This window comes from Sphingobacterium sp. E70 (assembly GCF_019285695.1).
GTDB classification, from domain to species: Bacteria; Bacteroidota; Bacteroidia; order Sphingobacteriales; family Sphingobacteriaceae; genus Sphingobacterium; species Sphingobacterium detergens.
In genome coordinates, this window is the sequence record NZ_CP079104.1 from 2114051 (window position 1) to 2136711 (window position 22661).

At 38.9% G+C, this 22661-nt stretch carries 21 protein-coding genes and 7 pseudogenes; 13 read left to right on the forward strand and 15 right to left on the reverse strand.

The annotated features are described in order from the left end of the window. Positions 1-19: 19 nt before the first annotated feature. From KUH03_RS15095 to KUH03_RS15120, 6 genes and pseudogenes are all read right to left on the reverse strand, one after another. Positions 20-355, reverse strand: a complete 336-nt coding sequence (locus tag KUH03_RS15095) for a DUF5077 domain-containing protein (RefSeq protein ID WP_257094505.1) — start codon at positions 353-355, stop codon at positions 20-22. 265 nt (positions 356-620) lie between these two features. Then, positions 621-1196, reverse strand: a complete 576-nt coding sequence (locus KUH03_RS15100) for an AAA family ATPase (RefSeq protein ID WP_257096987.1) — start codon at positions 1194-1196, stop codon at positions 621-623. A gap of 212 nt (positions 1197-1408) precedes the next feature. Further along, positions 1409-1741: a DUF1648 domain-containing protein gene (locus tag KUH03_RS15105; RefSeq protein WP_257096989.1), complete on the reverse strand. Its 333-nt coding sequence runs from the start codon at positions 1739-1741 to the stop codon at positions 1409-1411. Positions 1742-2210: 469 nt separating this feature from the next. Further along, positions 2211-3223 (reverse strand): annotated as a pseudogene (argC, locus tag KUH03_RS15110) (N-acetyl-gamma-glutamyl-phosphate reductase). An 80-nt stretch (positions 3224-3303) separates the two neighbouring features. After that, positions 3304-4496: pseudogene (gene argG / locus KUH03_RS15115) on the reverse strand (argininosuccinate synthase). Between the two features lie 132 nt (positions 4497-4628). Next, positions 4629-5270 (reverse strand): GNAT family N-acetyltransferase, encoded by a 642-nt coding sequence (locus KUH03_RS15120; RefSeq protein ID WP_257094507.1) that lies wholly within the window; start codon positions 5268-5270, stop codon positions 4629-4631. Positions 5271-6009: 739 nt separating this feature from the next. Between KUH03_RS15120 and KUH03_RS15125 the strand changes: the two genes are divergently transcribed. Continuing rightward, entirely contained in the window at positions 6010-6180 is a 171-nt protein-coding gene (locus KUH03_RS15125) for a hypothetical protein (protein ID WP_257094509.1), read from the forward strand. 46 nt (positions 6181-6226) lie between these two features. Here KUH03_RS15125 and KUH03_RS15130 read toward each other — a convergent pair whose 3' ends face one another. The 3 genes and pseudogenes from KUH03_RS15130 to KUH03_RS15140 form a co-directional block, all read right to left on the reverse strand. After that, positions 6227-6868, reverse strand: coding sequence for a prolyl oligopeptidase family serine peptidase (locus KUH03_RS15130; protein ID WP_257094511.1), 642 nt, complete (start codon positions 6866-6868; stop codon positions 6227-6229). Next, complete coding sequence (locus KUH03_RS15135; protein WP_257094513.1) at positions 6865-7074, reverse strand: hypothetical protein; 210 nt, start codon at positions 7072-7074, stop codon at positions 6865-6867. The genes KUH03_RS15130 and KUH03_RS15135 overlap by 4 nt, the downstream gene beginning before the upstream one ends. Continuing rightward, positions 7068-8122 (reverse strand): annotated as a pseudogene (locus KUH03_RS15140) (hypothetical protein). Before KUH03_RS15140 ends, KUH03_RS15135 begins: the two are co-directional and overlap by 7 nt. A gap of 457 nt (positions 8123-8579) precedes the next feature. Here KUH03_RS15140 and KUH03_RS45985 point away from each other — a divergent pair. The 9 genes and pseudogenes from KUH03_RS45985 to KUH03_RS15170 all read left to right on the forward strand — a co-directional run bounded on the left by KUH03_RS45985 (position 8580) and on the right by KUH03_RS15170 (position 14605). Beyond that, positions 8580-8795, forward strand: a complete 216-nt coding sequence (locus tag KUH03_RS45985) for a hypothetical protein (RefSeq protein WP_306429598.1) — start codon at positions 8580-8582, stop codon at positions 8793-8795. Positions 8796-8803: 8 nt separating this feature from the next. After that, a complete protein-coding gene (locus KUH03_RS45990; RefSeq protein WP_306429599.1) occupies positions 8804-9169 on the forward strand; it encodes a hypothetical protein in 366 nt (121 codons plus the stop codon). Further along, the gene (locus KUH03_RS45995; protein WP_306429600.1) at positions 9109-9807 is read left to right on the forward strand and encodes a S8 family serine peptidase; all 699 of its coding nucleotides are present in this window, start codon (positions 9109-9111) and stop codon (positions 9805-9807) included. Before KUH03_RS45990 ends, KUH03_RS45995 begins: the two co-directional genes overlap by 61 nt. Before the next feature lie 11 nt (positions 9808-9818). Further along, positions 9819-10277 (forward strand): S8 family serine peptidase, encoded by a 459-nt coding sequence (locus KUH03_RS46000; protein ID WP_373564816.1) that lies wholly within the window; start codon positions 9819-9821, stop codon positions 10275-10277. 21 nt (positions 10278-10298) lie between these two features. Continuing rightward, a complete protein-coding gene (locus KUH03_RS15150) occupies positions 10299-10496 on the forward strand; it encodes a hypothetical protein (protein WP_257094515.1) in 198 nt (65 codons plus the stop codon). Positions 10497-10703: 207 nt separating this feature from the next. Further along, the gene (gene nth / locus KUH03_RS15155; protein WP_257096991.1) at positions 10704-11381 is read left to right on the forward strand and encodes an endonuclease III; all 678 of its coding nucleotides are present in this window, start codon (positions 10704-10706) and stop codon (positions 11379-11381) included. Between the two features lie 66 nt (positions 11382-11447). After that, a pseudogene (recA, locus tag KUH03_RS15160) lies at positions 11448-12472 on the forward strand (recombinase RecA). Between the two features lie 234 nt (positions 12473-12706). Beyond that, entirely contained in the window at positions 12707-13417 is a 711-nt protein-coding gene (locus KUH03_RS15165) for an endonuclease/exonuclease/phosphatase family protein (RefSeq protein WP_257094517.1), read from the forward strand. 6 nt (positions 13418-13423) lie between these two features. Continuing rightward, a complete protein-coding gene (locus KUH03_RS15170) occupies positions 13424-14605 on the forward strand; it encodes a metallophosphoesterase (RefSeq protein WP_120261699.1) in 1182 nt (393 codons plus the stop codon). Between the two features lie 115 nt (positions 14606-14720). On the opposite strand, the gene pruA is transcribed toward KUH03_RS15170, so the two are convergent. The 6 genes and pseudogenes from pruA to KUH03_RS15205 form a co-directional block, all read right to left on the reverse strand. Next, positions 14721-16358 (reverse strand): L-glutamate gamma-semialdehyde dehydrogenase, encoded by a 1638-nt coding sequence (pruA, locus tag KUH03_RS15175; RefSeq protein WP_120261700.1) that lies wholly within the window; start codon positions 16356-16358, stop codon positions 14721-14723. Between the two features lie 90 nt (positions 16359-16448). Further along, positions 16449-17107: pseudogene (gene msrA / locus KUH03_RS48655) on the reverse strand (peptide-methionine (S)-S-oxide reductase MsrA). 196 nt (positions 17108-17303) lie between these two features. Beyond that, the gene (locus KUH03_RS15190) at positions 17304-17912 is read right to left on the reverse strand and encodes a superoxide dismutase (RefSeq protein WP_257094520.1); all 609 of its coding nucleotides are present in this window, start codon (positions 17910-17912) and stop codon (positions 17304-17306) included. Positions 17913-18013: 101 nt separating this feature from the next. Continuing rightward, positions 18014-18481: a nucleoside deaminase gene (locus KUH03_RS15195; RefSeq protein WP_108636169.1), complete on the reverse strand. Its 468-nt coding sequence runs from the start codon at positions 18479-18481 to the stop codon at positions 18014-18016. Positions 18482-18490: 9 nt separating this feature from the next. Continuing rightward, positions 18491-18833: pseudogene (locus tag KUH03_RS15200) on the reverse strand (tRNA-binding protein). Beyond that, positions 18830-19039, reverse strand: a complete 210-nt coding sequence (locus tag KUH03_RS15205; RefSeq protein WP_257094523.1) for a hypothetical protein — start codon at positions 19037-19039, stop codon at positions 18830-18832. Before KUH03_RS15205 ends, KUH03_RS15200 begins: the two are co-directional and overlap by 4 nt. Positions 19040-19128: 89 nt before the next feature. On the opposite strand from KUH03_RS15205, the gene KUH03_RS15210 reads away from it, so the two are divergent. The 3 genes and pseudogenes from KUH03_RS15210 to KUH03_RS15220 all read left to right on the forward strand — a co-directional run bounded on the left by KUH03_RS15210 (position 19129) and on the right by KUH03_RS15220 (position 22655). After that, positions 19129-19698, forward strand: a complete 570-nt coding sequence (locus KUH03_RS15210; RefSeq protein WP_257094525.1) for a porin family protein — start codon at positions 19129-19131, stop codon at positions 19696-19698. A 196-nt stretch (positions 19699-19894) separates the two neighbouring features. Further along, entirely contained in the window at positions 19895-20665 is a 771-nt protein-coding gene (locus KUH03_RS15215; protein ID WP_257094527.1) for a succinate dehydrogenase cytochrome b subunit, read from the forward strand. 57 nt (positions 20666-20722) lie between these two features. Then, positions 20723-22655, forward strand: a pseudogene (locus tag KUH03_RS15220) (fumarate reductase/succinate dehydrogenase flavoprotein subunit). The last annotated feature ends 6 nt before the right edge of the window (positions 22656-22661 follow it).

The following is a 22661-nucleotide window of genomic DNA, read 5'->3' on the forward strand; positions in this document are numbered from 1 at the left end:
GGCCGCTGTTTCGGATAGCTCAGTCCCTTTGATATCTAAGGAGCTCTTTTTTTCCTAGGGCAGAAATCTCTATTTTAGAGGAATTCCCAGCATCAGCTTTTGCTTTGAGCTTCAATTCAAGGTTTCCGGTTTTCTCTGTTCTGAAATATACCGATGCAATGCTTTGATCACTCGACCACTTCACCAATCCATTGCGCCCTGAAATTTCCGCACCACCATCTTGTCCGGTAGTAATAAAAGCATTGCCCGCGAGCGGAACGGAATAAACTTTCGTAGAGGTCTGCGCATTAACACCTAATGAAAGGCAAGATAAGGCACCTATGAAGAGGTGCTTGATAAAGAATTTTCTTTTCATCTGTTTAATTTTTTTTTCATCTTTTGTCGTTTGGCTTGGCTACTTATGTCGCCTAAGCCGCCAAGGTTTTATAGCAGTTGAAGGATATCAATCCAACTTATTTTCGAACATAAACCGTCCTATATCAATTACATTGATATAAGCGTGAATTTATATTGGTTCCTGAAAACTGTATTACTTTTATGAAGATAAAACTTAGATTGTGATGAAAAGAAACCAAATGTACATCAATCGATTGTGTAAAAAAACAGTAATAAATCAATGCCTATTCATGTAAGCCGAGTTCGGCAACCATCTTCTGATAATTATTCAGAAAATACTTATAGAGTTTAAACTGTTCTGTTTCTTCATATTCCACCTGTTGCAAGCCGAATTCAGACACGGTATAAATCTCTGCATCTGGATAAGCCAGCAAAATTGGCGAATGGGTAGCAATAATAAATTGAGACTTATTGTTGACCAATTGATTCATTCTCGTTAGTAGCCGAAATTGGCTATTGATGGAAAGTGCTGATTCAGGCTCGTCAAGTAGATACAGTCCACGTCCTGAAAAGCGTTTGTGCATTAAATTAAGAAAACTCTCCCCATGAGAGCATTCATGCAATGAGCCTCCATAATTTGTCTCAAGAGCTCCCAGATCATCTTCAAATATATCATCAACCTCTGTCGCTACATTATAAAAGCTCTCGGCTCGTAAGAAAAACCCATCATTTTCACGAAAAGCTGTTCTTATGACCTGCAGGTCATTAAAAAGTTCGGAATGGGAGTCTTTCGTATGGAAATTAAAGTTTTTAGTTCCTCCTTCGGGATTGAAACCAGCATTAATGGCAATAGCTTCCACCAAGGTGGACTTACCCGAACCATTCTCGCCAATGATAAAGGTTACGGGGATCTAAAACGCAATTCATTCAAATTCAATATTGAAGCAATATTAAATGGATAAGCTATTCGATCCTCGATTGGTTTTGTATTTCTTATGGAATGAATATAGTGCATAGCAAGTGATCGTAATGAAATACTAAGCTTTCCGAAATGCCTGTACAACGTAATAGATCAGAGGAAAAAAATAAATCCCAGTGTCAACGGCAGAAACCATTCGCCCAACCCCTCTGAAGTTCCTGCTGAATTTGGAATAGCCTTGAAAGTGATTACACCAAAAATAACTACAACAATAAATTTCAAATACCGTATCATAGACCTTGCGTTCGCATATTGCCGGAAGGCATTTTCTTCAGTTATCCGAACCGGATAGTTAAAAATATGTGGAAATCGATTTAGGATAGTCATCCCTATAAATAGTATTGTGGCAATAATTGGTAAAGCAAAAATAGTTTCTTTCCCACCAAAATTATCCGCATTTCCTGCAGTATTATAATGCACGGGAATAGTTTCGGGAGTTTATAATAATTTATAGCAACCAGATACCATAACGTGAATAAGGACAGGTAACCAATTAATTCCAATATGATATCGCCGAGCGTCGGTATGAGTTTTATACGTGGTCTTTTTCCATTTTGAAATTGGTTATCGCTACATTGATTTGGCTAAACAAGATCGAATAAAACTCGATTTTATACTCACTAAGTTAAGAAACATACGGTAACAATACAATGCATAAACCGACGGCTAACTACCTCAATATTCCATTAAAATTGGCCTAATACCTGAACAGTCATTGAGCGTATCCACATTATTCTTTATACAAACCGCAACGGGAATAAAAAAGTGAAGCGGTTATCCCTTCACTTTTCCACACAGTGTTAACAACTATGTTGATAACTGTATTTTATAGAGTTTTTACCCATCCCGCTTATTCACATTCTGTTAATACAGCTGTTGAATAAGTCATAAATAACTAAAAACCAACACTCTTTAAATTTAACCCTGTACGCTCATTCAATCCGAACATTAAGTTCATGTTTTGCACAGCTTGTCCAGATGCCCCTTTCAACAAATTATCTGTAGCATTTAAGATTAGCAACTTATTCCCATGTTTCTCCAAATGGATAATACTTTTATTGGTATTTACAACTTGTTTGAGGTCGATATTGCTGCGGCTAACGTGCGTAAATGGATGTGTTGCATAATACGCTTCGTATAACTCGTAAGCTTGTTCCTCCGTTAAATCGGAGTCTACATAAATCGCTGAGAAAATTCCCTTGCAAAATCACCACGCTGTGGAACGAAATTTATCTTTTCAGCAGCCCGCGCTAACAACGAATCACCAGATGCTGGCAAAAATCCACTTTGTAATTGATCCAAAGACTCCGAAATTTCCTGTAGGTGTTGATGTTCGAAAGACTTGTATGCAGAAAGATTGTTGTTACGCCAAGAGAAGTGCGTGGTCGCACCAGGCTTCTGTCCGGCACCAGTAGATCCGGTCGTTGCATTGACATGAATCTGATTAGGCAATAACCCTTTATTCGCCAATGGCAATAATGCCAATTGAATATTAGTGGCAAAACAACCCGGATTGGCAATATACTGTGCAGATCTGATCGCTTCCTTGTTTAGTTCTGGAAGTCCATATATAAACTGCTGTCCTTGGTATAATGTATTTGCCCGAAGACGATAATCCTGCGAAAGGTCAATAATCTTTACAGCTGATGCTACCGGATTCGCGTCTAAAAACTTACGTGCATCACCATGTCCTACACATAGAAACAAGACGTCAATGTCGCTATGAAAGTCAGAAGAGAAGGTCAGTTCTGTATCACCGAACAGATCATTGTGAACTTCATATAATTTGTTTCCTGCGTTAGATGCACTATTAGCAAACACAATATCTACTTCAGGATGATAAATCAATACCCGCAATAATTCTCCGCCCGTATATCCTGCTGAACCAACGATTCCTACTTTTATCATATTTTCTATTTCGTATTGAGTAGCTAGTATTAAGACTCTACTTCTGTAAGCCTGTGGCTTACAGAAGTATCTTTATTCCTTTATTTTTGATTTACTTTATGCCAGATAATAGTCTGGTTTCCGAAAATTTTCGAGAAACCTTTCACATCATCACCCGTATAGCCTTTATTCATCTCACCGTAGCTACCGAATTTATTGGACATTAAATCGTGCTCCGACTCAATACCAATCACCACAAAACGATAAGGATGTAATTCCACGATCACACGGCCCGTTACAGTGTCTTGTGAAGACTGTAAGAATGCTTCAATATCCCGCATCACAGGATCGTGCATCTGTCCTTCGTGCATATAATTTCCATAGAAAGCAGCGATTTGATCTTTCCAAGATAATTGCCATTTAGTCAGCGTATGTTTTTCCAAGGTGTGGTGTGCCTTAATTAAAATCACTGAAGCTGCAGCTTCAAAACCTACACGACCTTTGATACCAATAATTGTATCACCTACGTGAATATCACGACCGATGCCATAAGGTTGCGCAATTGCTTGCAATTCCTGAATGACTTTCACAGATGCCATTTTCTCTCCGTTTAAGGCAACTGGCTCCCCTTTTCAAAATCTATCGTGATCTGTTGGGGTTCTGAAGAAGTCACTGGCGTTGGCCATGCTGATTCCGGTAGATATTGATTGGATGTCAATGTTTCTGCTCCACCTACAGAAGTACCCCAAAGACCTTTATTGATCGAATACTTTGCTTTTTCTGCCGAATATTCAACACCATGTTTATTCAAGTATTCTATTTCCGCTTCACGAGATAACTGTAGATCACGGATAGGTGTAATAATTTCAACGCCTGGTATCAAGGTTTGGAAAATCATGTCAAAACGTACCTGGTCATTTCCAGCACCAGTAGAACCATGTGCCACACATTCAGCTCCGATTTTCTTCGCATAGTTTGCAATGGCAGTAGCCTGACATACACGTTCAGCGGATACTGACAATGGGTATGTTGCATTTTTCAACACGTTACCAAAGATCAAGTATTTAATAGTTTCGCGGTAATAGTCTGCTGTTTCGTCAATCGCTGTATGTGATTTCACGCCTAATGCATAAGCACGTGCTTCAATATTCTTCAATTCTTCATCCGAAAAACCACCTGTATTTACGACGACGGAATGAACCTCTAAACCTAAATCTTGCGTCAGATAAATACAACAAAACGAAGTATCTAATCCTCCGCTGAATGCTAAAACTACTTTTTCATTGAGATAAATTGTTTTTAATGTGGTGAAACGATTATGAACCAATCCGGTTCTATTCAAACCTTAAATTGACCGTTTCATCCCCTGTTCATTATTTATTTTCAATGGCTGCTACGCCAGTTGACATGCTATGTATGATTCTTATTAAAATCCTTTGGCAACTTTATTATGCTTTGGAAAATTGACCGCAATAAACTTATTTGCCGACTTCCAAAACTTTGCCTGTATACGTTTTAATAACGATTGTTTTTGTGTGATTCTTTCCAAACGCTCCTTTGCCTCATGCTTGCGCTGAATCTTTTCTCTCAGTTCACGTTCTTTTTCTTCTGGATCCCAAAGCATAGCGGTACACATGCAGTTCTTACGATCTTTGCTCATTAAAATCTCGTAATTAACACAGCTCTGGCATCCTTTCCAAAATTCGTCATCGGTCGTCAATTCTGAATAAGGTACCGGCTCGTATCCCAGCTCTGAATTAATTTTCATGACAGCAAAACCCGTAGTCAGACCAAATATCTTCGCTTTGGGATATTGCTCACGAGACAAATCAAACACCCTTTTCTTAATGGCCTTTGCCAAACCAACTTTTCGAAATTCGGGATTGACAATAAGTCCTGAATTTGCGACGTAATCACCGTGGCCCCAAGTTTCAATATAGCAAAACCCTGCCCATCGACCGTCTTTATGCAAAGCAATCACTGCTTTACCTTCATTCATTTTCTTGGCAACATACTCTGGTTTACGACGTGCAATACCAGTACCACGAGCCTTTGCAGACTCGAACATTTCGTTGCAAATAACCTCCGCATAGTGCGCATGCTCAGGTTTAGCTGGAATAATTAAAAATCTGATATAGTCATTGACTTACGACCCTAATAATAAAACAACAACTATTGCTGCGTTTTGTTACTGAATAAATAAAATAATGGATTCAAAAAACCATCGGACAATCATGGTTTTGCTTGGAAAGATTCACTACCTCAAATCAAGCCCGAGGTAGTATGGGTCGTCGGAAGCGTAAAACAGGCATTTCTACGAAAATGAAAGCACAGAAGACCTTTCTCATAAACTTCTCAAAAGTTTGAGTATAAGAATAGTCGTTCTTTTTGCTCTGTTTCATTTTTATTTCTCTGTCAATTGTTTCTGACGATGCAAATGTATAAAAATATTTTTTCTTTTCCACAATATTATCATGGATTTTTGCAAAAATTAAAAATTACAATCAAGCATCAAAACCGCCCTGCAACCTTCATTTTCAAGCAATTAATCAACTATAACTGGGGCATGCCCACACAGTACAACCGATATTAATTTGACAATAAAACTGATAAAGGTTTAAGGCTTTGTCAATTGAAAAGCTGTGTTTTTTCTATGGGTTCGTTATTTTTAGACAAAAACGATACTTTTGTATACATCATTTAGAGGAAAATAGCATGTCACCGAGTTTAATTTTCTATATTATTTTTGCTGTGCCCTATATCATCTTTATGTATTGGCTTGTCAAACAGGACAAACGTAAATATGCTTGGGGCTTGCAATCATTACCATAGTTGCCATATTGGCGATCTACGTATCGCAGAAAGCAAGCAAAGTTGCGATGGACAACTATCAACAACATCAAATCGATTCTCGAGAAATCGAACGTGAAGAACGTTTACAAAAACAACAGGACAGCATTAATCATGCTCAACAATAAAAAAGCGGCAAAAGCCGCTTTTTTATTGTTGTCATCATATTCTATTTTAGTGGTTGATCCCTTCCAGTTTAAACAGAAAGGCATATTCCATCGCAATTTCTTTCAGATAGTCAAATCTGCCCGAGGCACCTCCATGTCCATAATCCATATCCGTCTTCAAGAGTAAAACGGAATCCCCAGTTTTGACCGTCCGTAATTTCGCAACCCATTTGGCGGGCTCAAAATATTGAACCTGACTATCGTGCAATCCCGTTGTAACCAGTAGATTTGGATATTCTTGCGGTTCGACATTCTCATAAGGTGAATAATTTTTCATATAAAAATAAGCATCGGATTCATTTGGGTTACCCCATTCATCATACTCATTTGTTGTTAATGGTATTGTCTCATCCAACATCGTATTCACAACATCCACAAATGGCACCTGTGCTATAATCCCCTGATATTGCGCCGCTGCAATATTTGCAACTACGCCCATCAGAAGTCCTCCAGCACTGCCTCCTTGCGCATAAAGGTGGTCTGGCGATGTATAACGCTGTTCAATAAGATACTTCCCACAATCCACAAAATCATAAAAAGTATTCATTTTATGCATCATCTTCCCATCCTCATACCACTGACGCCCCATTTCTTCGCCACCACGGATATGTGCCAATGCATATATAAAACCGCGATCCAATAAACTCAAGCGATTGCTGGAAAACTGGGATCCATAGAGGCTCCATAAGAACCATAGGCATATTGCAATAAAGGAGCCGTGCCATCTAATTGAGTTCCCTCCTTATAAACAAGAGAAATAGGCACCCTTACTCCATCCCTCGCCACGGCGTAGATACGTTCAGTCTTATAGGCATTCTGGTCATAGCCGCCCAAAACTTCCTGTTGTTTCAGCAATGTTTTGCTGCGATCCCCATATTATACTCATATACGGAACTAGGTGTTACCAATGAAGTATATCCGTAACGCAATTTTTCGGAATTATATTCAACATTTATCCCTGGATATACTGTATAGGCCACCTCTCCAAAATCCAGATAATGCTGCTCTTGGCTGTTCAGGTCATAAATTGCCAACTGTGTCAATCCATCTTTTCGTTCAGCTATTGCCAAAAATGACCTGAATTCCTCAATATCGCTTACGAGGACATCTGGCCGATGGTCTATAAATGTGGTCCAATGTTCCCGATCTGTTTTGTCCAATGGACATTGCATAATTCGGAAATTAATCGCGTCATCATTCGTCAATATTAAAAAACGATCCTGCAAAGGAACTACGGTATAAAGCACATCGTTTCGGCGTGGTTGAAACACCTTAAAATCATTATTGGGAAGATCGGCATCCAACAACCATATTTCGGAGGACAGGGTACCTTCCGAACTGATAATAATGTATTTACCATTTTTTGATTTACCAACTGCGATATAATTTGTGTTATCTTTTTCCTCATACACAGACACATCTGTGGAAACATCGGTTCCCAGTGTATGCCGCATAATTTTTTCACTCAGTAATGTTACTGGGTTCTTGGCTGTATAAAACAGGGTCTGGTTATCATTCCCCAAATTGCAGCACCTTCGGTATTAACGATCCGATCGGGGTAGATCTCACCTGTCTCTAGATTCTTGATATATACCGTGTATTCCCTTCGGGAAACCGTATCCACACTAAAAGCCAACAAGCGATTGTCAGGACTGATCGAAAAGCCTTTTGCTGCATAATAGGCATAACCTTCTGCGAGATGATCAATATCCAATAATAGCTCTTCGTCAGCATCCAAGGTCCCTTTCTTCCGGCAAAATTTGAAATATTGATTACCTTCCTCTGTTCTACTGTAATAATAGTAACCATTTTTAAAATAGGGTACCGACTCATCTGTTTCCTTGATACGGGATTTCATCTCCCGGAATAAATCTTCCTGAAAAGATTCTGTCTCCTTTAACATCGCGGCAGTATAGGTATTCTCCGCAGTCAGATAGTCGATAACTTCTGCTGATCGTTGTCCTTTTTGAAATAGTCAATCATCCAGTAATAATCGTCAATGACAGTATCTCCATGAATTTGTCTTTTGCGTGGATGTGCTGCTGCTATCGGGGCCGAAACTTCGGGCCACTGTATATTTTGTTATGTTGCATATATTAATATGAATGCGCTAAATCTCTTTTTTGAATAAAAACAAATACGACCTGTACTTTGCTATTCCATCCCCCAGAACATTGAATTTAATGCATTTCTAGAGAAATAGCAAAAATATATAAACAGGAATAGATTGACTGTAATATCCCCTTCATTTTGAAATATATTATAAGCCGATCTATTCTGTCTCCTTCATTATCTACATAAAAAGTCACTTTTAATAAAATTAACAATTCAACAGGGCCAATAATACTATATTTGCTACTGTGCTAGGAGAAAATTTTATGAATTTAAAGAAATCACTATATCTGATTGCCTTGGGTGCTTTGCCGATGACCTCGTTTGCTCAGGCTGAGGCTGTTCCTCTGAATTGGTATAACTTAGATTACAACACGGATGGTGTAATGGGTATCAGTACGGAGAAAGCGTATAAAACTTTATTAAAGGGAAAAAATCAACACCCGTTATTGTCGGTGTATTAGACGGTGGTGTGGATGTTTTCCACGAAGATCTGAAGGATGTCGTTTGGATCAATACAAAAGACAGTGTTTCCAATGGGAAAGATGCTGATGGTAATGGCTATATCAATGACAAATATGGCTGGAACTTTATTGGAAACGCCGATGGAAAAGATGTTCAATTTGACAATCTGGAATTAACAAGGCAATTGCGGATTTTAGATAAAAAATTCGCCCATGTCACCCCAACCACTGAGTTGAATGAAGCAGACAGAAAGGCTTTTTGGTGTATCAAGAAATGGTGGCAAAATACAAGAATAAGCTCGAAGAAGCCAAAATGGGCCAATTTTCCTATGATGCCCTTAAACGCAACTTGGACGCCGTCGTTCGTGAAATAGGTAAAAAACCAGAGGAAATCACATTGGCCGATCTAGAGAATTTCAACCCAAAATCGAACAATCAACGTATTGCTCTTGGTTATGCAAAAGACGAAATTCAAACGAATGGCTTTGTCAAATTTTTTGATGATATCACCGAGGGGGCGAAGTATTTCAACAATCAAGTTGACTACCATTTAAATAAAGAGTATGACTCCCGTCCCATTATTGGCGACAATTACGAGGATGCTTCTGAACGTCATTACGGAAATGCGGATGTAAAGGGACCTGACGCGCTCCATGGAAGCCATGTTGCGGGTATCATCGCTGCTAAACGCAACAATAATATTGGTATAAACGGTGTTGCAGACAATGTCAAGATACTGACAGTACGCTTAGTACCGGATGGCGATGAACGGGACAAAGATGTCGCAAATGCGATCCGTTATGCAGTAGATAATGGAGCGAAAGTGCTCAACATGAGCTTCGGAAAAAGCTATTCACACAACAAGCAAACCGTGGATGATGCTGTTAAGTACGCTGAATCCAAAGATGTCTTACTGGTACATGCTGCTGGAAATGATAGTGAGGATAATGATGTGGAACCCAATTTTCCAATGAAATACTATACGAATGCGAAGGGGACACCACAGGAATAGCAAATAACTGGATCACTGTTGGCGCAAGTGGTTTACACCCGGACAACGAACTTCTGGCAGATTTTTCCAATTATGGCAAAAAAACAGTTGATGTTTTTGCTCCCGGGGTTCGGATTAATTCCACTATTCCAGATTCAAAATATAAAGAAGAACAAGGTACGAGTATGGCTGCCCCTGTCGTTGCGGGACTAGCAGCTATGATACGATCATATTACCCCAACCTTTCTGCAGCAGAAACCAAGCAGATCATTCTAGAATCTGTTGTAAAACCGGAACAAACGGTCCAGGTAAAAATTAGTGAAGAGGCTACAAAAACAGTCAGATTTGCGGATATTTCTGTAACTGGAGGGATTGTCAATGCATATAACGCCATCATAAAGGCCGAAGAATTTAGTAGTAAAAAGAAAAAAATAAATAATATTCTCATTTTTTGTATACCAAAATCATCTTTTGTCCGTTTAATTAATTAACTTACAGGGACAAAACTTAAGATGCTTATGGTAGAAAACTTTACCCAATCAGAAAACGAAGTTCAAAATTTACTAACCCAAAACGAAAAGGTAATGACTGATGAGGATATAGAAAATGAATTGAAGCTTCAATTACCCAAAATGTTGCTTAATCCAAGCAAGAAATGTATTGCGAATATCATGACATATTCCAAACAAATGGAAAAAAGAAAGGCCTAATCTTGAGATTAGGCCTTATTTATTGGAATACAAACGCCCTGCGCCAAGTCGACAAATAATGTCTCAGCACTCCTAAAACAAGCGATGGGCCTCTCGTTATGCAAACGACTATCACAATCTATTTATACTGTAAAAAATAAATTTGATAAGCACTGAGTAAGCTGCAAGTTTTCTTTTTTAATGGAAATTTTGGCTAGTTTTGGAATGATGTTAAAACAAGAACGATACAAGGCTTTTGTGGAATATTTCTCCAAAAATAATCCCGATGCGCAGACAGAGCTCGACTATAGTAATCCTTATGAATTACTTGTGGCTGTTATCCTATCTGCCCAATGCACAGACAAGAGAATTAATCAGGTTACGCCAAAGCTATTTGAACGTTACCCGGATGCACATACTTTAGCAGCTTCTAGCGTCGATGAAGTATTTAGTTATATCCGCTCGGTAAGCTATCCCAATAACAAAGCCAAGCATCTGGTAGGAATGGCACGAATGCTTATTGAAAAATTTAACAATATCGTGCCTGAGCAGATTGAAGATTTGGTCAAGCTCCCTGGCGTAGGTAGAAAAACGGCCAATGTCATTTCGTCTGTGGTATATCATAACCCTGCGATGGCCGTCGATACCCATGTATTCCGTGTGGCTAACCGACTTGGCTTAACCTACCGTGCAACAACGCCATTGGCTGTAGAGAAACAATTAGTCAAAAATCTCCCGAAAGAAACCATTGCTGTTGCGCACCATTGGTTGATCTTACATGGACGATATATTTGTCTAGCCCGAAAACCACTCTGCGAAAAATGCCCGATTACCTACATGTGTAAATACTTTGAGAAAACCCATCACATAAAGAGTGCTCCAAGCGCGACAGAAATAAAAAACTAATTTTTTTAGTGAAAATATTTGGTTTATTATTTTTATTTTTAATTTTGATAAATATATACTAAAAATATGAGCAACACAGATAAGTTAAAAGCGTTACAGCTGACGTTAGATAAATTGGAAAAGAGCTTTGGAAAAGGTTCGATTATGAAATTAGGAGATACAGCTGTTGAGCCTATCGAGGCGATTTCTACAGGATCCTTAGGATTGGATATTGCTTTGGGAATTGGCGGTGTTCCAAAAGGACGTATCATTGAAATATATGGACCTGAATCTTCGGGTAAAACGACATTAGCAACACACATTGTCGCTGAAGCACAGAAAAAGGTGGTATTGCAGCAATTATTGATGCGGAACACGCTTTTGACAAATATTATGCACAAAAGCTTGGTGTTGATGTTGAGAACCTATTAATTTCTCAGCCAGATAATGGTGAACAAGGTTTAGAAATTGCAGACAATTTAATTCGCTCAGGTGCCATTGATGTTATCGTCATTGACTCTGTAGCTGCATTAGTACCTAAAGGTGAGATTGAAGGTGAAATGGGTGATTCAAAAATGGGTCTTCAAGCCCGTTTAATGTCTCAAGCATTACGTAAATTGACCGGAACAATTTCCAAAACAAACTGTTGTTGTATTTTCATCAACCAATTACGTGAAAAAATTGGTGTGATGTTCGGTAACCCAGAAACAACAACTGGTGGTAACGCATTGAAGTTCTATGCTTCTGTACGTTTGGATATCCGTCGTACATCACAGATTAAAGATTCTGACGAGGTATCTGGTAACCGTGTAAAAGTGAAAATTGTAAAAAATAAAGTAGCACCTCCATTCCGTATCGCGGAGTTTGATATCATCTTTGGTGAAGGTATCTCAAAAGTCGGTGAAATCATTGACTTAGGTGTTGAATATGGCATCATCAAAAAAGCGGGTTCTTGGTTTAGCTATGGTGAAACCAAATTAGGACAAGGTAGAGATGCTGTAAAAGCCCTATTGTTTGACAATCCAGATCTAATGGATGAACTTGAGGCAAAAATCCGTACTGAAGTAACAGGAGAAGATCCGATGCTTCATGTAGAGGAAAATGAAGACTAGTTGCTGTAAAAATTAGTATAATGTAGGTAGCCATCCTTTTGGGATGGCTATTTTTATTTTGTTTAAATGATTATTTTGTTACATGTCCAAAGTTTTGAGTTTGTACCCTAAGATTTTAGTATTTTTAGCGGAGCGAACATAAATCGCTGACTTCATTCTAAACTTAACTTTGAAAAATGAACCGTAAGCTAATTGCATTTCTTTTGATCCTTTTTGGATCAGTATTCCATCTCAGTGCACAAAAAAATCCGCGTACTTTCCTTCAATATTCATCATGGGAATCCACCCTCAGAAAAGGAATCTGTTGTCAATCTCGATACCATCGCCCAAATTATTAAAAACAGTAATGCAGACCTAGTCGGATTGCAAGAAATTGATGTCAACCTAGGGCGCTCCTACAACGAGGATCAAGCCAAAAGATTAGCTGAGCTAACAGGAATGCACTACATTTTTTCAAAAGGAATAGACCTTGAAAAAGGTGAATATGGCACAGCAATATTATCGAAACATCCGATAGAACGTGTAGAAAAACATTTTCTACCTTCTCCCGTCGAAAGTGAACGTCGAAGCTTATCCATTGTTGAAGTGCGGGTCAACAATAAGAAGATCTTATTTGCGAACACCCACCTGGACCTAAAAGACAAAAACAAAATCGCACAGGCAAAGTTCATTACATCCCGTTTCAAAAATGAAAAGCTACCAACGATTCTCGTCGGCGATTTAAACTCCGAACCCACTGATCCTGCAATCAAAGAGCTTGGTATGTTATTTACAAAAACGACTAGCCAAAATGGCCTAACCTTTCCACAAGATAAGCCTAATACCGAAATAGACTATATTATGGTCAATACGTCATCACATCCAAAATTCTTCAACCATCATGTCCTTGAAGAAAAGTATGCGAGCGACCATCGACCATTATATGTTGAAATCGAAATTAAATAACCCATTATGAATTTTAATAGAAGAAGATTTTTAGAAGCGCTAGCACTGGCCGGAATTACATTACCCAATATCAGCGTCGCTAAAGAAAAAGAGACAGAAAATCTAGAAGGAGATTTTAGTTTTATAGTACCTGCATATTTACAGAATCAGACAGAGAAAGGCATCAGCATCTTTACGATCTTGAGCAAACCTGCTCTAGCTTGGTTGGAAATCCTTGACAATGCAGGTAATGTACAGCAAACCATCCATCAATCCGAAGATGGTATGATTAATGCAAATACAGATTTCTTTCATTTTACTGTCGAAGAGGCTCCCCGATCATTCCGCTATCGCATCAAAGCAAAAGAAATTCAAAAATTCGATCCTTATAAGATTGTCTATGCGCAAGAAATCGAAACCCCAATCTTTGAGGCCAAGCTGGCAAAAAATAATCAAGAACAAATTCGTTGCCTGGTCTATAATGATGTCCATGAAGAAAAAAGTAGTTATCGTGATCTTGTACCCAATCAAGACACCTCAATCTATGATTTCTTTGTCTTGAATGGAGACTCTTTTCATTATGTGAGCAATCAGGAGGACATTACAGAAAAACTACTGAAGCCTATCGAATTCATTGCGACAAGCAAACCTTTCATTATGAACCGTGGGAACCATGAAACGAGAGGTTCCTTTGCCCGCAATTTCAAACGGTATTTCGGTTATCCCAACAATAAATACTATCAAGCTTTCAAAAGGGGACCTATTTTTTGGATTATGCTGGACAGTGGTGAGGATAAACCAGACAGCCATGAAGTGTATGCTGGCACCGTAGATTACGACAATTACAGAAAAGAACAGGCGAAGTGGCTGGAAACGGTATTACAATCTAAAGAAAGAAAGTCTGCCCAACATACGGTGGTTATCAGCCATATCCCAATATTCCATTCAGATGAATGGCATGGCACATTGCATAACCGGGAATGCTTCCACCCTTTGTTTCAGAAATATAAAATAGATGCAATGGTCTCGGGCCATACACATCAATATGGATACTATCCGGCAGATAAAGACCACAATTATCCTGTATTTATAGGCGGTGGTCCAAAAGCTGGAAAAAGGACCATTATCGATATTTCGGGATCTGCCAAATCACTGGCTATTCGAATGACCCGAGACGATGGAACCGAACTCGGACAATTTAAAAAATAATAAAGGCACTCCACATAGCGGAGTGCCTTTATTATGTTGAATGTATCCGTTATCGTCGATAGCGCTTGCAACCAAGCTATGGCTACCGTCCGTGCAGGAGATAATTCGATTTATTTTATTCGCCTTTTTCTAAGAAAGGGTATCTGTAATCCGTATCCGGATTGAACGTTTCTTTGATTGTACGTGGAGATACCCAACGCAACAAGTTGATCATAGATCCAGCTTTGTCGTTTGTACCTGAGCCTCTCGCACCACCAAATGGTTGTTGACCTACCACAGCACCAGTACATTTATCATTCACATAGAAGTTACCCGCAGCATGTCTTAATTTATCTGTAGCTAAATTAATGGCATAGCGGTCTTGTGCGATAATTGAACCAGTCAATGCATAGATCGAAGTTGTATCAACGATATCTAATGTTTCTTCGAACTTAGCGTCTTCATAAACGTATACGGTCAATACTGGACCAAACAATTCTTCAACCATTGTTTCGTAATCCGGTTTTGAAGCTTCAATGATCGTTGGGTGAATGAAATAGCCTTTAGACTTATCATAAGTACCACCAACTACGATGTCAGCCTCGTTGGATTCTTTCGCACGGTCGATGTATTTCGCTAATTTATCAAATGATTTCTCGTCGATAACTGCATTGAAAAAATTTGTAAAATCTTCAGTTCCACCAATTGTAAATGACTTCACATCTGTTGTCATAGACTCCTTCAATGCTGGCCACAATGATTTAGGAATATATGCACGTGAGGCTGCTGAACATTTTTGACCTTGGTATTCAAATGCTCCACGAACCAAAGCTGTATTTGCCGCTTTTAGATCAGCTGAAGGGTGTACAACAATAAAATCTTTACCGCCTGTCTCACCGACGATACGTGGATAAGTTTTATAACGATGAATATTGTCACCGATAGTTTTCCAGATATCTTGGAATACACCTGTTGAACCAGTAAAGTGGATACCAGCGAAATCAGGGTGTTGGAAAATCACATCACCAGCATCTGGTCCCGAAACATACACTAAATTGATAACACCATCCGGAAGTCCAGCTTCACGGAAGATTTTCATCAGTACGTTTGCTGAGTAGATCTGCGTATTAGATGGTTTCCATACAACGACATTTCCCATCATAGCAACACATGAAGGTAAGTTACCTGCAATAGCTGTAAAATTGAATGGCGTCAATGCAAACACAAAGCCTTCTAGAGGACGTTGTTCTACACGGTTCCATACACCTTTTCCAGATACAGGAGGTTGTTGCTTATAGATTTCGCTCATGTATTGCACGTTGAAACGCAAGAAATCTATAATCTCACAAGCTGAGTCAATTTCCGCTTGATACGGGTTCTTCGATTGACCCAACATTGTCGCAGCATTTAACTCATAACGGTATTTTCCTGAAATCAATTCAGCTGCTTTCAAGAATATCGCCGCACGATCTTCCCATGCTAGATTTTCCCAATCCTTTTTAGCTGCCAAAGCAGCATTGATTGCATCTGTTACATGAGATTTCTCACCTTGATTGTATTGACCTAAAATATGTTGGTGGTCATGTGGAGGAGCTAGGTTTACTTTTTTAGAAGTAGTTATTTCTTTACCACCAATATACATTGGGATATCGATTTGTTTCGAACGTGCTTCATCAATTGCTGCTTTCAACAACTTACGTTCTTTCGTTCCGACAGCGTAAGTATACACCGGTTCATTTGCAGGAACAGGAACTGTAAAAAATCCTTTAGACATATTACAATTATTTATTTTTCAACTTATTAGCACCACACTAAATGGTGCCAACATGAGTAAAATTACCTTAAATTTTATGAATACCCAAAGTTACTCTCCCTCTTTGAGCACCTTGGAAAAGATACGTTTAAATTTTTCCAATTTCGGTTTAATAACCAATTGACAATATGGTTCCTTCCCATTTAACCTATAATAGTCTTGATGATAGTCCTCTGCGGGATAAAAGACAGCTGCTGGTACCACCTCTGTTACGATCGGTTCGTTGTATACTTTCTCCTTATTTAGAGCCGCGATATAAAACTGTACTTTATCCAACTGCTCCTTGCTATGGACAAATATGGCTGAGCGGTATTGTGTCCCTACATCATCCCCTGACGGTTGAGTTGTGTAGGGTCATGCGCGACAAAAAAGGCTTCCAATAATTTATCGTAACTGATCACTTTCGGATCATAAATAATATTGGTTGCCTCAGCATGCCCCGTATTACCTGTACAGACCTGAGCATAGCTGGGATTGGCTACCCATCCACCTGTATAGCCAGAAACAACTTTCTGTACCCCTTTCAACTCCTTAAACTGTGCTTCAGTACACCAAAAACAACCTGCAGCAAATGTGGCCGTATCCAAGCTCCCTACACTTTTTGCTGGTAGTTTAGAAAAGTCCGATTTCGCGGCCTTCGGCTCTTGAGCTCGACAAGAACTCAACAAAAAAATAACTGCAAAAATTATAATAATATCTTTCATGGACATATCATTACTTTGTGGATTGATAGGGGATCCTGATCGTCAGTGATTCGTCTAAGAGTCTATACTTCATATATCCGGATTAATATATTCGGCAACAAATTGCAAAAACACCTACTGTTTTGACCCTGTATCCCATAAAACAAAGAAGCGACAATAAATTCATATTGTCGCTTCCATTTGTACCTATCAAAATGGTCAATTATTTTGCGGCAGCGTAATTTTGTGCTACTGCATCCCAATTGATAACATTAAAGATTTCCTCCAAATAAGCTGGACGTTTATTTTGGAATTTCAAGTAGTACGCATGTTCCCAAACGTCAATACCCAAAACTGGTGTTCCTTTTACTTCCGCAACATCCATCAATGGATTGTCTTGATTAGGCGTAGAAGTTACCGCTAATTTACCATCAGCTCCTACGATCAACCATGCCCAGCCTGATCCAAAACGCGTAGCACCAGCAGCTTGAAGTTGTTTTTTTAACTCATCAAAAGAACCGAAAGTTGCATTGATTGCATCTGCCAATTCACCTGTTGGAGCTCCACCAGCATTTGGACCTAAAACTTTCCAAAACAAAGAGTGGTTGAAATGACCACCACCATTGTTGCGAACAGCTGCTGAATATTTGCTCACATTCTTGATGATATCTAATAAAGATAAGTTCTCTGCATCTGTTCCTGCGATTGCTTTATTTAAGTTGTCCACGTATGCCTGATGGTGTCTGTCATGGTGGATTTCCATTGTAGTCTTGTCAATATGTGGTTCTAATGCGTCGGCTGCGTATGGTAACGCTTCTAATTCAAATGCCATATCTATTTTAATTTAAATGTTTATTACTTCGTTTTTATATACAAATATAACACAATATAGCCTGTTATGTTTTTATGTGTTACAATAAATTCAATATTTCGTTAGCGTTTTTGACGAAAAAATGATTTTACCAAATCGGCACATTCTTCTTGCAAAACACCTTGCGTAACGACGGTCTTCGGATGTAAAATCTTATCATGAAAATGGGAATAACCGCGCTTTTCATCCTTCGCACCGTAGACAATTTTACTGATATGTGTCCAATATGCTGCCCCAGCACACATGATGCAAGGTTCAATAGTCACATATAATGTGCAATCGTCCAGATATTTCCCGCCAAGATAATTTGCTGCTGCTGTAAAGGCCTGCATTTCGGCATGAGCTGTTACATCATTCAAGCGTTGTGTGAGATTATGCCCTTTACCGATAATACGTCCTTTATGCACGATAACAGCACCAATTGGAACCTCTCCTTCTTCGAAAGCTTTCTTTGCTTCATTTAATGCCATGCGCATAAATGATTCATCGCTATCGATTAATTGTGTTCCTTCAAAATCTATAAATGTCATGCCACAAACTTAACTAAGTTTCGATCCATTTGGTAATTTTCTGTCAACAGAAGTCAAAATAATATCACCATTCGCATCAGCGAATCCAGTCACCAGACACTCAGAAAAAAAAATTAGCGATCTGCTTCTTTGGGAAATTCACGACTGCAACAACCTGTTTCCCGATCAGTTCTTCCTTACTATAATGTACTGTAATCTGGGCACTACTTTGCAATATTCCAATTTCACTTCCAAAATCAAGTTTCAATTGGTAAGCTGGCTTTTTAGCTTTCGGAAAATCCTGTACCTCCAAAATAGTTCCTACACGTAAATCTAATTTTTCGAAATCCGCCCAACTAATGGTGTCATTCATAATCTATTGCTATCGATGTTCTGAATTTCTTTACCAATTGTAAATATAATATAAGAGGGTTTGCGTTTTAAACGCGAAGAGAGCTTATGGATCAATTTGTCTTCCTCGCCTGCTTGAAAAGCTAGATCCTCATCGCTTAGATGGTTATACTTGCGACGGAGTTTTTCTTTCGCAACCTGCCATTGTTCTTCGTTAATTTTCAGCATAACTATGATTTAGGTATAAAATTTGTATATCTTTACCAAACTTGTGAAAGTTTGTTTTAAAGATACAATTTATACATAAATAAAAGATTATGAAAAAGATTTTACCAGCATTACTCTTGATTTGTGGTAGCGTAGCAACGGCTCAAGCGCAGCTTTTGCCTGGATTTGAGGTCGGTTTAAAAGGAGGCTTGAATTTTTCTAAGCTTAAAAGCGATGGCAAATATTTCAATTCGGACACAAAAGCAGGTTACCAAGCAGGTCTTTATGGACGTGTTGGTGTATTGGGATTCCATATTCAGCCGGAGGTCTATTTAACAGGTAAAAACACGACTGTAAAAGCAGAAAATGGAGAAACGACTGATGTTAAGTTTACTACAGTCGATGTTCCTGTATTATTGGGCAAACGTTTTGGTTTAGGTCCAATTGGAGCAAGAATTCAAACTGGTCCAATCTTCTCGTTTAAAGTAGACGATAAACAGGACAAAGTCATTGACCAATTGAATCCAAATAACTATAAGAAAAGTGGCACAGCTTGGGCATTTGGTGTCGGTGCTGATATTTCAAGCTTACGCGTAGATGTACGTTACGAGATGGGCTTGAACAAGGTCAACAATGAGAGTCAGGCAAATCAAAAATCAACATGTGGAGTATTGGTTTAGGCTATAGATTATTCAGTATTCTATAGTACATTAACCCGAGTATATATATTTTAAAAAGTCCGTTTTTATCCAAAACGGACTTTTTATTTTAAGAAACTTTAGAACCGTTCTAAATTATTCCTTTTTCTTGTCAAAATGGTATCATATTTAATAGCAAATAGTAGATTTGCCTAATTAAAATTAAATTACAAGGATAATGAGTAAATCAAAGCCAGTTTTCAGTTCTTCGATTGGGAAGAAGCTAATCATGAGCTTAACAGGAATCTTCCTATGTTTATTCCTAGTTGTTCACTTGGTTGGTAACTTGCAATTATTTAAAGATGATGCGGGTCTAGCGTTCAACAAATACGCTTATTTCATGACTCACTTTACACCAATCAAAGTTGTTTCTTACTTATTGTACGCTTCGGTCATCGTTCACGTCATCTACGCCATTACATTGTCGATGAAAAACAAAGCCGCCCGTCCTATTGGTTATGCCAAATATGATGGTCAAGCAAACAGTAAATGGAATTCACGTAACATGGGTATCTTAGGTACTGTCATTTTAGTATTCTTAGCTACGCACATGTCTAATTTTTGGTGGAAGTTTCACAATGATGAAGTACCGTACATCGAATACCGTACTGATTTGGCAACTGGACAAACAACAGCTAGAGAACTTCAAGCTTCTGAATTCCACGACTACCAAGAAACGGTAGAAAACAACGTTCAAATCTTAAAAGCAAGAGATTTGTACAAACAAGTTGACTTTGCCTTCAAAAATGTAGCTTTAGTCGCTTTATATCTTGTTGCGATGGCAGCTTTGGCATTCCACTTAATTCATGGTTTCCAATCTGCATTCCAAACTTTAGGTTTCAACCACAGAAGATATATTGGAATTATTAGAGCAATCGGAGTTTGGGTATTTGGGGTATTAATTCCAATTGGCTTTGCAATAATGCCATTGTTTTTCTTCTTTAAATAATTCAGAATCTTTTAAGATGGGGCTTAGGCCTTATCGATCAATATAAAATTAAGAGATATGTTAGATTCAAAAGTACCAGCGGGCCCATTAGCCCAAAAGTGGTCAAATCATAAATTTAATCTTAAGTTGGTTAACCCTGCTAACAAACGTAAATTTACCGTTATCGTTGTTGGTACAGGACTTGCTGGTGCATCTGCAGCAGCATCTTTAGCTGAGTTAGGATATAATGTAATTACCTTCTGTTACCAAGATTCACCTCGTCGTGCGCACTCAATTGCGGCGCAAGGTGGTATTAATGCGGCAAAGAGCTACCAAAATGACGGTGACTCTGTGTTCCGTTTATTCTACGATACAATCAAAGGTGGTGACTACCGTTCACGTGAAGCAAACGTTTACCGTTTGGCCGAAGTATCTGTAAACATCATCGACCAATGTGTTGCGCAAGGTGTTCCTTTTGCACGTGAATATGGTGGTTTATTGGACAACCGTTCTTTCGGTGGTGCTCAGGTAAGCCGTACGTTCTATGCGCGTGGTCAAACTGGACAACAATTGTTGTTAGGTGCATATTCAGCATTGAACCGTCAAATCAAAAAAGGAAAAGTAAAATCATATACTCGTCATGAGATGTTGGATTTGGTCATGATCGATGGTCATGCCAAAGGTATCGTAACTCGTGACCTCGTATCAGGTAAAGTTGAAACACATGCAGCACATGCTGTATTGATGTGTACTGGTGGTTATGGTAACGTATTCTTCTTGTCTACAAATGCAATGGGATGTAACGTTACAGCAGCTTGGAGAGCGCACAAACGTGGTGCTTACTTCGCTAACCCTTGTTACACTCAAATCCACCCAACTTGTATTCCTGTAACTGGAGATCACCAGTCTAAATTGACGTTGATGTCAGAGTCATTACGTAACGATGGTCGTGTATGGGTTCCTAAGACTCAAGAAATGGCTGAAAGATTACGTAAAGGTGAAATCAAAGCCAACGACATCAAAGAAGATGACAGAGATTATTTCTTGGAACGTAAATACCCTTCATTTGGTAACTTAGTGCCTCGTGACGTAGCATCACGTAATGCAAAAGAAGCTGTTGATGATGGTCGCGGTGTTGGTAAAACTGGCTTCGCCGTATTCTTGGATTTTAAAGAAGCTATCGGTCGTCTAGGCGAAGATGCAGTCCGTGCTAAATACGGTAACTTATTTGACATGTACTACCAAATCACTGACGAGAACCCTTACAAACAACCAATGCGTATCTACCCTGCTGTTCACTATACAATGGGTGGTGTATGGGTTGACTACAACTTGATGACGACAATCCCAGGTTTGTATGCTTTAGGTGAGTGTAACTTCTCTGACCACGGTGCAAACCGCTTAGGTGCTTCGGCATTGATGCAAGGTCTTGCTGATGGTTATTTCGTGATCCCTTACACTGTAGGTGATTACTTAGCTAAACTAGGTTCTTTCGCACCAGTAGATCACAACCATCCTGCTTTCGAATCTACGCGTAAAGAGGTTGAAGATAAAATCAACAAATTGTTATCTCTAAACGGTACGCAAACTGTCGATGATATCCACAAAAATTAGGTCTCATCATGTGGGAATACTGTGGAATGGCACGTACTGCTGAAGGATTACAGAAAGCACAAGGTTTGATCCAAGAGTTGAAAAAGAATTCTGGACTAATGTTAGAGTTCTTGGAGAGAATGAAGAACTAAATCTTTCTTTAGAGAAAGCTGGCCGTGTAGCTGACTTCTTGGAATTGGGTGAATTAATGGTTGTTGACGCATTACAACGCGCTGAGTCTTGTGGTGGTCACTTCCGTCTGGAAAGCCAAACTGAAGAAGGTGAAGCAAAACGTAATGACGAGGAATTCGCGTATGTATCTGCTTGGGAATACAAAGGAGACAATGTACCTGAGGAATTACACAAGGAAGACTTGGTATTCGAAAACGTTCAGTTAACACAAAGAAGTTATAAATAAGAAGGA

Excerpts from the sequence above, each read along its gene's own strand:
- KUH03_RS15170 (WP_120261699.1), top strand. The coding sequence starts at position 13,424 with ATGAATTTTAATAGAAGAAGATTTTTAGAAGCGCTAGCACTGGCCGGA.
- KUH03_RS15150 (WP_257094515.1), top strand. The coding sequence starts at position 10,299 with ATGCTTATGGTAGAAAACTTTACCCAATCAGAAAACGAAGTTCAAAAT.
- KUH03_RS45995 (WP_306429600.1), top strand. The coding sequence starts at position 9,109 with ATGGGCCAATTTTCCTATGATGCCCTTAAACGCAACTTGGACGCCGTC.
- nth (WP_257096991.1), top strand. The coding sequence starts at position 10,704 with ATGTTAAAACAAGAACGATACAAGGCTTTTGTGGAATATTTCTCCAAA.
- pruA (WP_120261700.1), bottom strand. The coding sequence starts at position 16,358 with ATGTCTAAAGGATTTTTTACAGTTCCTGTTCCTGCAAATGAACCGGTG.
- KUH03_RS15195 (WP_108636169.1), bottom strand. The coding sequence starts at position 18,481 with ATGACATTTATAGATTTTGAAGGAACACAATTAATCGATAGCGATGAA.
- KUH03_RS15190 (WP_257094520.1), bottom strand. The coding sequence starts at position 17,912 with ATGGCATTTGAATTAGAAGCGTTACCATACGCAGCCGACGCATTAGAA.
- KUH03_RS15120 (WP_257094507.1), bottom strand. The coding sequence starts at position 5,270 with ATGTTCGAGTCTGCAAAGGCTCGTGGTACTGGTATTGCACGTCGTAAA.
- KUH03_RS15095 (WP_257094505.1), bottom strand. The coding sequence starts at position 355 with ATGAAAAGAAAATTCTTTATCAAGCACCTCTTCATAGGTGCCTTATCT.
- KUH03_RS15215 (WP_257094527.1), top strand. The coding sequence starts at position 19,895 with ATGAGTAAATCAAAGCCAGTTTTCAGTTCTTCGATTGGGAAGAAGCTA.
- KUH03_RS15210 (WP_257094525.1), top strand. The coding sequence starts at position 19,129 with ATGAAAAAGATTTTACCAGCATTACTCTTGATTTGTGGTAGCGTAGCA.
- KUH03_RS15205 (WP_257094523.1), bottom strand. The coding sequence starts at position 19,039 with ATGCTGAAAATTAACGAAGAACAATGGCAGGTTGCGAAAGAAAAACTC.